The organism is Pseudomonas sp. MT3 (assembly GCF_054720805.1).
Window position 1 is genome coordinate 1 of sequence record NZ_JBTVPY010000028.1, and the last position, 9881, is coordinate 9881.

9 protein-coding genes and 2 pseudogenes are annotated in these 9881 nt (G+C 65.2%); 3 read left to right on the top strand and 8 right to left on the bottom strand.

Annotated elements, in window-relative coordinates:
* Positions 1-265: 265 nt before the first annotated feature.
* Positions 266-1096, top strand: a complete 831-nt coding sequence (locus ACYCAX_RS23065) for a metal-dependent hydrolase (protein WP_015477766.1) — start codon at positions 266-268, stop codon at positions 1094-1096.
* 161 nt (positions 1097-1257) lie between these two features.
* Here ACYCAX_RS23065 and ACYCAX_RS23070 read toward each other — a convergent pair whose 3' ends face one another.
* Both ACYCAX_RS23070 and ACYCAX_RS23075 read right to left on the bottom strand, forming a co-directional pair.
* Complete coding sequence (locus ACYCAX_RS23070) at positions 1258-1653, bottom strand: GFA family protein (RefSeq protein ID WP_015477767.1); 396 nt, start codon at positions 1651-1653, stop codon at positions 1258-1260.
* Between the two features lie 36 nt (positions 1654-1689).
* Positions 1690-2385 carry a TetR family transcriptional regulator gene (locus tag ACYCAX_RS23075; protein WP_015477768.1) on the bottom strand — a complete coding sequence of 232 codons (696 nt, stop codon included), beginning with the start codon at positions 2383-2385 and terminating at the stop codon, positions 1690-1692.
* A gap of 77 nt (positions 2386-2462) precedes the next feature.
* On the opposite strand from ACYCAX_RS23075, the pseudogene ACYCAX_RS23080 reads away from it, so the two are divergent.
* Together ACYCAX_RS23080 and ACYCAX_RS23085 are read left to right on the top strand one after the other, a co-directional pair.
* Positions 2463-4057 (top strand): annotated as a pseudogene (locus ACYCAX_RS23080) (flavin-containing monooxygenase).
* Positions 4054-4944 (top strand): SDR family NAD(P)-dependent oxidoreductase, encoded by an 891-nt coding sequence (locus ACYCAX_RS23085; RefSeq protein ID WP_294977148.1) that lies wholly within the window; start codon positions 4054-4056, stop codon positions 4942-4944. Before ACYCAX_RS23080 ends, ACYCAX_RS23085 begins: the two are co-directional and overlap by 4 nt.
* 61 nt (positions 4945-5005) lie before the next feature.
* On the opposite strand, the gene ACYCAX_RS23090 is transcribed toward ACYCAX_RS23085, so the two are convergent.
* The 6 genes and pseudogenes from ACYCAX_RS23090 to ACYCAX_RS23115 all read right to left on the bottom strand — a co-directional run.
* Complete coding sequence (locus tag ACYCAX_RS23090; protein ID WP_294977146.1) at positions 5006-5818, bottom strand: class I SAM-dependent methyltransferase; 813 nt, start codon at positions 5816-5818, stop codon at positions 5006-5008.
* Between the two features lie 29 nt (positions 5819-5847).
* Positions 5848-6119: pseudogene (locus ACYCAX_RS23095) on the bottom strand (DUF4242 domain-containing protein).
* A gap of 467 nt (positions 6120-6586) precedes the next feature.
* Complete coding sequence (locus tag ACYCAX_RS23100) at positions 6587-7735, bottom strand: acyl-CoA dehydrogenase family protein (RefSeq protein WP_015477773.1); 1149 nt, start codon at positions 7733-7735, stop codon at positions 6587-6589.
* Between the two features lie 156 nt (positions 7736-7891).
* Positions 7892-8491 carry a recombination mediator RecR gene (gene recR, locus ACYCAX_RS23105; protein ID WP_015477774.1) on the bottom strand — a complete coding sequence of 200 codons (600 nt, stop codon included), beginning with the start codon at positions 8489-8491 and terminating at the stop codon, positions 7892-7894.
* Between the two features lie 129 nt (positions 8492-8620).
* Positions 8621-8947 carry a YbaB/EbfC family nucleoid-associated protein gene (locus tag ACYCAX_RS23110; RefSeq protein ID WP_015477775.1) on the bottom strand — a complete coding sequence of 109 codons (327 nt, stop codon included), beginning with the start codon at positions 8945-8947 and terminating at the stop codon, positions 8621-8623.
* Between the two features lie 39 nt (positions 8948-8986).
* Positions 8987-9881, bottom strand: an 895-nt coding sequence (locus ACYCAX_RS23115) for a DNA polymerase III subunit gamma/tau C-terminal domain-containing protein (protein WP_460248921.1), incomplete at its 5' end; no start/stop codon positions are given.

Genomic DNA, 9881 nt, shown 5'->3' on the forward strand with positions numbered 1-9881 from the left:
ACAACTGGGTATCCGCTGGCAACGTGTAATGCCCGTTCGCTTACTTTCTACCGCCCTATCCTAAGGCTGGTCGTGGCCGCCTTGGCCTGATTCGACCCATCCATGACCGGATATGACCTGGCGATTGTCCGACAACACTTCGAATATGACATCAGCTAATGACACATTCCGAGGTGGCATAGCGAACTAACGACAGGACTTGCCCGGGTCGCCGCACCTGCCGCGCTCCCGCATCCCAAGCCCGCACAACAACAAGGAGTTAGTCATGAATGCCAGCACCACGCCGATCCGCGCCAACTTCCCGGTCCGTCGCATGGACTTCAGCTTCAGCGAAACGCCGAAATACTGGTGGGACGGACAACCCTTCATGACCCACTTCATGAACAATCTGTCGTCGCTCTTCCCCTACGGCGAGAAGTTCTTCGTCGACAGCGTGCGCGCCGTACGCGAGCGCATCCAGGACCCGCAGTTGCAGAAGGACGTCAGCGCCTTCATCGGCCAGGAAGCCATGCACTCCAAGGAGCACGCGGCCTACAACGAGTATGCCGACGAGCACGGGATCGACCTGGAGACCCTGGAACTGCGCATCAAGGTCCTGCTGGAGAACATCAGCAAGGTCACCACCAAGAAGCACCAGTTGGCGATCACCTGCGCCCTGGAGCACTTCACCGCGACGATGGCCGAGCAGTTGCTCAAGCGCGAAGACCTGAGCAGCCAGATGAAGTCGGACAAGATGTACAAGCTGTGGATGTGGCACGCCGTCGAGGAGAACGAGCACAAGGCGGTGGCCTACGACGTCTACCAGCAGGTCTACGGCGGTTATTTCACTCGTACAGCGGTGATGCTGCTGACCACCGTGATCTTCCTCGGGGTCATCGCCGGCTTCCAGATCAACCTGCTGCGCCGCGACGGCCAGTTGTTCAACTGGCGCAGCTGGAAGCACGGCCTGGGCGTGCTGCTGCACCCGCGCCGTGGCTACTTCGTCAACCTGATCCGCCCGTGGCTGGACTACTTCCGCCCTGGTTTCCACCCCTTCGACCATGACACCAAGGCACTGGAAACCCGCTGGAAAGACCAGCTGGACTTTGCCGGCTGATCCTCGGGGTGAAATAGAAAACGCCAGGTAATGCCTGGCGTTTTTCATTCAACCTAATGCATCAATGGCCATCTGTACGTAGGAGTGGACTCCGTCCGCGATGCCGTCCAGCGCGATGCGGCCCTATCGCGGACGACGGAGTCCGCTCCTACGAAAGCCGGCTAGCCCTCCTGCCGACGTGGCAGATCGTCCCTGGTATCGAACCAGGACAGTTGCGACGAACACCAGATATGGCACTGCGGCTCGATCCGTTCCGGCTCGTCCAGGGTCACGATGTTGAGCCCGACCGTCTCACCGTCCCGCACCCGGAACTCCAATGGCGTGCCGCACTTCACGCAGAAGCGCCGCTCGCCCTCCTCGCTCGAACGCCACAGGCCCAGCTCACCGGACAGGTAGGCGAACCCCGTCAGCGGAATCACCGCCCAGGGCACCGCCGGCGCGGCGCTGGACCTCTGGCAGATGCGGCAGTGGCAGTAGCCGGTCTCCTGCGGCTCGGCGTCCACACGGTAGCGCACCGCGCCACAGGCGCAACCACCGAACAGGGGCAAGGTCGACATGGCCATCTCAGGCAACCCGATCATGACAAAGAAGATTCAGAGCCTGGCCAGCATGCCGAAAGTCTGCAGCACCGCGACACCGGTGAAGAGCAACAGGATTTGTCGCACGGCCAGGGCACAGACGTCCGCACGCTGCTCCGGCGGGCGCTCCAGGTAATCCAGCGACTGCTGGAACAGTTGTCGGCTGATCGCGCGCGACAGCTGGTTCAGCTCGCCCTCGTCGATCTCCGGCAGCAGGTGGAACTGGCGGATATCCTCGGCCATGTCCTCGCCGAACTCATCCATCACCCGCGCCAGCGCCGCGCGCAGCACCGGAGACGGGCCGTGCAGTTCGCGCACGCCGATGATGAAGGCCTCCGGGTGGCTCTCGACGCAGTCGAAGAACAGCCGCACGGTTTCCCGCGTCACCCGTAGGCCCCGCTCCATGTCCAGACCGAAGGGCGCGCTGGCGGCGCCCTCCCCCGATTGTGCACGCTCGGCGGCCTCACGGCGCAGGTCGCGCAGCGGCTGGCGCAGTTGGGCGGCGATGTCGCGGATGATCGCCAGCCCCAGGTCGTCGACGTCACCGAAATGCCGGTAGAAGGTGTTCGGATTCAACTCCGCTTCCCGTGCCAGTTCGCGCAATCCCAGGCTGCTCAGGCTGCGCCGCCCCGAGGCCAGACGCAGCGCCGCATCGATCAACGCCCGCTTGCCCGCCGCTTCCGCCGGCCGTTCTTCCTGTTCGATGTCCATAAGGCTCCCGTCCGACCCTACCTAAGGTTGGTTGACCCCGAAGTATACAGATGTCTACATTCTAGCCACGTAGACAGTTGTATACGCCAGCAATAATCATAACAGGAGCTTGGCCATGAGTACGGGTATGAGCACGCAACCTCAGACTGCCCCGAGCAGACACTGCAAGATCGCCATCATCGGCACCGGTTTTTCCGGGCTGGGCATGGCGATCCGCCTGAAGCAGGAAGGCGAGAACGACTTCCTGCTGTTCGAAAAGGATGCCGGCGTCGGCGGCACCTGGCGCGTCAACAACTACCCGGGCTGCGCCTGCGACGTGCAATCCCATGTCTACTCCTTCTCCTTCGAGCCGAACCCGGGCTGGACGCGCATGTTCGCCCCCCAGCCGGAAATCCGCGCCTACCTGGAGAACTGCTGGAAGAAGTACCGTCTGGAAGACAAGACTCTGCTCAATACCGAGATGCTGCGCTTCGAGTGGAATGACGAGCAGCAGCTCTGGCACCTGTTCGACGCCGCCGGCAACCACTACACCGCCAAGGCCGTGGTGTCGGGCATGGGTGCGCTGTCGATCCCTTCGATCCCGGCACTCAACGGCCTGGAAAACTTCCAGGGCAAGGCCTTCCACTCGCAGCAGTGGGACCATGACTACGATCTGACCGGCAAGCGCGTGGCGGTGATCGGTACCGGCGCCTCGGCCATCCAGTTCGTCCCGGAAATCCAGCCGCAGGTGGCCAAGCTCGACCTCTACCAGCGCACCGCGCCGTGGATCCTGCCCAAGCCCGACCGTGCCATCAGCGACAAGGAGCGCGCACGCTTCCGCCACTTCCCGCTGGCACAGAAGCTCTGGCGCGGCGCGCTGTACAGCATGCTCGAAGGCCGTGTACTGGGCTTCACCTTCGCGCCCTGGGCGATGAAGCTGGTGGGCAAGCAGGCCGAGCGCTTCATCCGCCGACAGGTCAAGGACCCGGACCTGCGCCGCAAGCTGACCCCGGATTACACCATCGGCTGCAAGCGTGTGCTGATGTCGCACAACTACTACCCGGCGCTGACCGCCTCCAATTCCTCGGTGATCACTGACGGCATCCGCGAGATCAAGGCCAACAGCATCGTCACCAGCGACGGCCGCGAGCGCCAGGTGGACACCATCATCTTCGGCACCGGCTTCACCGCCAACGATCCCATCCCGCGCGGCGTGGTGTTCGGCAAGAACGGCGTCGACCTGCTCGATACCTGGAAGAACGGCCCGGAAGCCTACAAGGGCACCATGACCCGCGGCTTCCCCAACCTGTTCTTCCTGATGGGTCCGAACACCGGCCTGGGCCACAACTCGATGGTCTATATGATCGAGTCGCAGATTACCTACGTGCTCGGCGCCATCAAGCTGATGGACCGCCGCGAACTGCAGAGCGTCGAAGTGAAGGAAGAGGTGCAGGAGCGCTGGAACGAGAAGCTGCAGCGCGGCCTCAACCACAGCGTGTGGAACACCGGCGGCTGCAAGAGCTGGTACCTGCACCCGGTGAGCGGGCGCAACTGCACCCTGTGGCCGGGCTTTACCTGGCGCTTCCGCGCGCTGACCAGCCAGTTCGACCCCAGCGCCTATCATCTGAAGGCCAAGCCCTTGAGCAGTCCTGTCGTCCAACCGCAACGCCACGCCGAGGAGATGTCGGCATGAAGAACTTCGAGAACAAAGTCGCCGCCATCACCGGCGCCGGTTCCGGCATCGGCCGCGCCCTGGCCATCGAACTGGCCTCCCGTGGCTGCCACCTGGCGCTGGCGGACGTGAACGCCGCCGGCCTGGAGGAAACCCGTCAGTTGCTCACCTCCTCCGGGGTGCGTGTGTCCATCGACACGGTGAACGTCGCCGACCGCGAGCAGGTGCACGCCTGGGCCGACAAGGCCGCCCGCGAGCACGGCAAGGTCAACCTGGTGTTCAACAACGCCGGCGTCGCACATGCCGGCACCGTGGAAGCCAGCGACTACGAAGAGTACGAGTGGATCACCAACATCAACTTCTGGGGCGTGGTCTACGGCACCAAGGCCTTCCTGCCACACCTTAAGGCGTCCGGCGACGGCCACGTGGTCAACGTCTCCAGCGTGTTCGGCCTGTTTTCCCAGCCAGGCATGAGCGCCTACAACGCCACCAAGTTCGCCGTGCGCGGCTTCACCGAGTCGCTGCGCCAGGAGCTGGACATGGAACGCGGCGGCGTCTCCGCCAGTTGCGTGCACCCCGGCGGGATCAAGACCAACATCGCCAAGACCGCGCGAATGAACGAGAGCATGGCCAAGGTCACCGGGCAGAACGCCGAAGCCGCCCGCAGCCAGTTCAACGACCAATTGCTGCGCACCACCCCGCAGAAGGCCGCGCAGGTAATCATCCGAGGCGTGGAGCGCGACTCGCGGCGCATCCTGATCGGCACGGACGCCCACGCCATCGACCTGATGCTGCGCCTGCTACCGGTCTGGTACCAGAACGTGGTCACCGGCAGCATGAAACTGGCCAAGCGCTTCGCCCCCAAACCCAAGCGCAAGCAAGGTGCTGAAGGGTACGAAGCCAAGTAAGAGTCCCTTTTCCCTGTCGGGGCGGCGCTCACCCTCTACCCCCGGGTGAGCGCCTTTTTTATCAGCGACGAATCAGCACCACCTCCAGATACTCGCTGGGCACCACCAGCGACGCCGGCCCCGCACGATTGCTCGCCTCCAGCAATTGCGTCAGGTCACGCTCCAATCCTTTCGCTTCAGCCTCCGGCAGACTGGCAAAGGCCTTGTGCAGCGGGCCGTACCAGTCGCGGAAGATCTCGATGAAATGCGCCGCAGAGCGATAACGGAAGTTGAAGGTCTGCCGCGAGGCGCGCAGTTCACTGATCGAGTCGCCGAACAGTTCGCGCAGGTGCTCCTCCCGCCCCCAGGCCGACGGCGGACGCACGCCGGCAGCCGGCGGCACGTAACCCGAAAGCACCTTGAACAACTGACCGATGAAGCCTTCCGGCGTCCAGTTGGCCAAGCCGATGCGCCCGCCGGAACGGCAGACTCGCGCCAGCTCCGAGGCTGCCTTGGACTGATCGGGAGTAAACATCACACCGAAGGTCGAGACGACGGCATCGAAACCGCCCGCCTCGAAGGGCAACGCTTCGGCGTCGGCCTCGCGGAATTCCACATCCAGATGCTCGGCGCGGGCACGTTCGGCTCCCAGTTCCAGCAGGCGCGGCACATAGTCGGTGGACATGACCCGGCAACCGCGTCGGGCCGCCGCCAGGGTGGCATTGCCGTTGCCGGCGGCGACATCCAGCACCCGCTCGTCGCAGAGCAGGTCGCAGGTTTCGGCCAGACGCTCGCCGACAATCTGCAGGGTGGTGCCGATCACGGCGTAGTCGCCGCTGGCCCAGGTGGCCATCTGGCGTTGTTTCAGGGCATTGAGGTCTACGGCGGTGCTCATTGGTATCTCTCCAGGCCGAGCGGGCGCACTCATTCGGCGGTGGTCGGATCGAGGATGGTGACGACCTGCGACACCCCGCTGGCCGGAAAGCCGCCCAGGCTCGCGTGCTCGCGCACGGTGGCCTCGTCGGGGGCGATGTACGGGCAGTAGATGCGGTCGTCGAGCACGTAGCTGGCAGCCATTGAGTCTGCGGCCCCAACTGATTCAGGACTTTGCAGGACGTCTGTGCGATGGCTTTGAAATCACGCTCGGGCAGGGCTCCGGCGCCGGGGATTTCGCGCTCGATAACGAACCGGGGCATGGCAGTCTCCAGTGGGAAGGAACGGACGGGGACTGCAACCTCCCGCACCTTCATACTGCGCCGCGCACCGGCTTCCGTCCTGCTCCGGCGTCGGCCTTCCCCGCCCGATCGTCCGACGGCCCATCGCGGCGGTCGGATCACGCCCAGAATTTCTGAAAGCTCCCGGCGAGGGACTGTCCGTAAGTTCGGAAACCATCCTCGCCGCACAACGGCGCCTGGCCCACCGGGTGCGCCAGCGGCCCGCCATCGCCCGGAGTCAGGATGTCGCCGCCACCGCCCACTGGAAGGGCGGCGGCGAGCGGGTCAGTCCCGACTGGCACGCTGCGCCGGCACCTCGCGATCGCTGCTGGCCGAGCGCTTCCAGGGTCTGATCGGTTGTCCGCCGGCAACCTGGCGGCGCAGTCAGAGCGCTGGCGCACGGCTTCAGCTTTTGCAGGCTCGCAACTACGAAAAGCGGTCCGTACCCGTTACAACCCCATCTGCTTGGCGATGATCTCGTTCATGATTTCCCGCGTGCCGCCGCCGATCGAAAGGATGCGGTTGTCGCGGTACAGCCGCTCCACCAGGCTCTCGCGCATGTAGCCCATGCCGCCCAGCGCCTGCACCGCATCGTAGGTCACCCGGTCGGCGACGTCGGTGGCAAAGTTCTTGGCCATGGAGATTTCCTTGATCACGCTCTTGCCGGCCGCCATCTTCGCCGCCTGGCGATAGGTGAACTCGCGCGACACTTCGACCTGCGTGGCCATCTCCGCCAACCGATGCTTGAGCACCTGGAACTTGCCGATCGGCTTGCCGAACGCCTCACGCTCGCGGCACCAGGCCAGCGCCTCGTCCAGCGCCAGCTGCGCGGTCATGTTGGCCATGATTGCCAGGGCCAGGCGCTCGCTCTGGAAGTTCGCCATGATACAGGCGAAGCCCATGTTCTCCGCGCCGATCAGGTTCTCCACCGGCACCTTGCAGTCGTCGAAGAACAGCTCGGCGGTGTCCGACGCCCACCAGCCCATCTTCTTCAGCTTGCGGCTGACGGTGAAGCCGGGCGTACCCTTCTCCACCAGCAGCAGGCTGACGCCACCGAAGCCATCGCCGCCGGTGCGCACAGCCACGGTGTAGTAGTCGGCACGCACCCCGCTGGTGATGAAGGTCTTGCTGCCGCTCACGCGGTAGTGATCGCCATCGCGCACGGCGCGGGTCTTCAGGCTGGCGACGTCGGAGCCGCCGGACGGCTCGGTGACCGCCAGCGCCATGATCTTCTCGCCGGCCAGCACCTGCGGCGCGATGCGCTCGCGCAGTTCCGGGCGGCCCCACTTGATCAGCGGCGGCAGGCCGATATCCAGCGAGCCCAGCCCCGCCACCAACCCGCCGGAACCACAGCGCATCAGCTCCTCGCTGGCCACCACCTTGGCGAACAGGTCGCCCTCGTGGCTGCCGCCGAGCACCTCCGGATAGCCGATGCCGAGGATGCCGGCCTCGCCGGCCTTGCGGTACAGCTCGCGGGGAAACTCCTCGGCCTCCTCCCAGTCGGCGACGTGGGGCAGGATTTCCCGTTCAACGAAGCGCCGAACGCTGTCGCGGACCAGGCGGTGGCTGTCATCGAAGTAGTCGGTGAACACGGACATGGCAAGGCTCCAGACAATATGCCTGAGAACTTACCGAGCGCTTGCTTGGTTTACAAGGCGAGACACCCGCCATCGGCTAGGACAAAAGCGCCGTCAAACTCATGCGCGCCGGGGAATCGCACCGTTGCTGCCGCCGGAGCCCTTGCCGAGCAAGGATCAGCCGCTGATCGGCCTACGTCCCGCCAGTGCGTGGGCCAGGGTGCCGCCGTCCACCAACTCCAGCTCGCCACCCAGCGGTACGCCGTGGGCGATACGCGACAGCACCAGGTCGCCGCCGCCCAGCAGTTGGGCGATATAGTGGGCGGTCGCCTCGCCCTCCACCGTGGGGTTGGTGGCCAGGATGATCTCGCTGAAGTTGCCAGCCTTGATCCGCGCTTCCAGCTCGGGAATGCCGATGGCTTCCGGGCCGAGGCCGTCCAGCGGCGACAGGTGCCCCTTGAGCACGAAGTAGCGGCCGCGATAGCCGGTCTGTTCGACGGCGAACACGTCCAGCGGCCCTTCCACCACGCACAGCAGGCTGTCGTCACGGCGTGGATCGGAACACTGCGGGCAGAACTCGTCCTCGGACAGGGTGCGGCACTGCTTGCAATGGCCGACGCCTTCCATCGCCTGGGTCAGCGCCTGGGCCAGGCGCAGGCCGCCGCTGCGGTCCCGCTCCAGCAGCTGCAGCGCCATGCGCTGGGCACTCTTCTGCCCCACTCCGGGCAAGGTGCGCAGGGCGTCGATCAGTTGGCGGATCAGCGGGCTGAAGCTCATGGGGCGGTCTCGGGTTTTCTGGGGATTAGAACGACTGTAGGAGCGAGCTTGCTCGCGAACCCTGCCCCAGCCACCAGGGCCGGAAGAGCGTTCGCGAGCAAGCTCGCTCCTACAGGGGAAGCGCCTGGATCAGAACGGCATCTTGAAGCCAGGGGGAAGCTGCATGCCGGCGGTCATGCCGGACATCTTCTCCTGGTTGTTCTGCTCGATCTTGCGCACGGCGTCGTTTACCGCGGCGGCGATCAGGTCTTCGAGAATTTCCTTGTCTTCCTGCATCAGGCTGTCATCCAGGGTGACACGCTTGACGTCATGGCGACCGGTCATCACCACGCTCACCAGGCCGGCGCCGGATTGACCGGTCACTTCGGCGTTAGCCAGCTCTTCCTGCATCTTCTGCATCTTTTCCTGCATCTGCTGAGCCTGCTTCATCAGGCCTGCCATGCCACCTTTCATCATGTCGAGTTCCTCGATTCGTTCAGTCGTCGGCGCAGGCGATCAAGCCTTTGCTTCCAGGGGTTCGATAGTACCGTCGCGGACGATCGCGGCGAACTGTTGTTTCATCTGCAGCACGTAGGGGTCGGCGGCAATCGATGCCTCGGCCTGGCGCTGACGCTCGGCGCGCTTGCGCGCGGCGGCCTGGGCGGGGGTTTCCTGTTCGGGCTTCTGCAGGGTCACCTGCAGGCTCAGGGCGCGCCCGTGGAACTGGCTCAGCGCATCGTTCAGGCGACGCTGCTGGTTGGGGTTGAACAACGCACTCTGCCCTGGGTCCAGGTGCAGGTACCAGTTGTCGCCCTTCACCGCCACCAGGGTGCAGTTGGCGCCGATGCTGGCGGTCAGGCCGGCCAGGCCCAGCCGCGGGAACAACTCCAGCCACTCGGCGGCAAGGCCCGTTGCCGGCATGGCGGCGGGCTCGGGTTCCGGCTCGGCGGTTTCCTGCTGCGCTTCGCTCTCCAGGTAGCCATAGGACTCCATGTCGACTTCGTAGTAGTCCTCGGCGGGCGGCGGCTCGTCGTCGCGGTCGTCATCGTCAGCCTCGGCCACGACCGGAGCGGGCGCTTCCACCGGAGCCGGTGCTGCCGCTACAGGTGCAGGTGCAGGTGCAGGTGCAGGTGCAGCAGGTTCGACTGGCGCAGGGGCGGCGGCAACCGGTGCCGAAGGCTCGTCCCACGGCAGGTCGACCGGCGCTTCGGCAACTGCCGGCTGAGGTTCGACGGCCGGAGCCGGCTCTGCCTCAGAGATCCCTTCCGATTGCGGTTCGACCGCAGCCGAGGACGCTTCGACGACCGGCGCGGGAGCAGCAACAGGCACTGCCTCCACGACCGGAGCCGGAGCCGGAGCCGGAGCCGGAGCCGGAGCCGGAGCCGGAGCCGGAGCCGGAGCCGGAGCCGGA

Excerpts from the sequence above, each read along its gene's own strand:
- ACYCAX_RS23065 (WP_015477766.1), top strand. The coding sequence starts at position 266 with ATGAATGCCAGCACCACGCCGATCCGCGCCAACTTCCCGGTCCGTCGC.
- recR (WP_015477774.1), bottom strand. The coding sequence starts at position 8,491 with ATGAGCTTCAGCCCGCTGATCCGCCAACTGATCGACGCCCTGCGCACC.
- ACYCAX_RS23075 (WP_015477768.1), bottom strand. The coding sequence starts at position 2,385 with ATGGACATCGAACAGGAAGAACGGCCGGCGGAAGCGGCGGGCAAGCGG.
- ACYCAX_RS23100 (WP_015477773.1), bottom strand. The coding sequence starts at position 7,735 with ATGTCCGTGTTCACCGACTACTTCGATGACAGCCACCGCCTGGTCCGC.
- ACYCAX_RS23110 (WP_015477775.1), bottom strand. The coding sequence starts at position 8,947 with ATGATGAAAGGTGGCATGGCAGGCCTGATGAAGCAGGCTCAGCAGATG.
- ACYCAX_RS23090 (WP_294977146.1), bottom strand. The coding sequence starts at position 5,818 with ATGAGCACCGCCGTAGACCTCAATGCCCTGAAACAACGCCAGATGGCC.
- ACYCAX_RS23070 (WP_015477767.1), bottom strand. The coding sequence starts at position 1,653 with ATGTCGACCTTGCCCCTGTTCGGTGGTTGCGCCTGTGGCGCGGTGCGC.
- ACYCAX_RS23085 (WP_294977148.1), top strand. The coding sequence starts at position 4,054 with ATGAAGAACTTCGAGAACAAAGTCGCCGCCATCACCGGCGCCGGTTCC.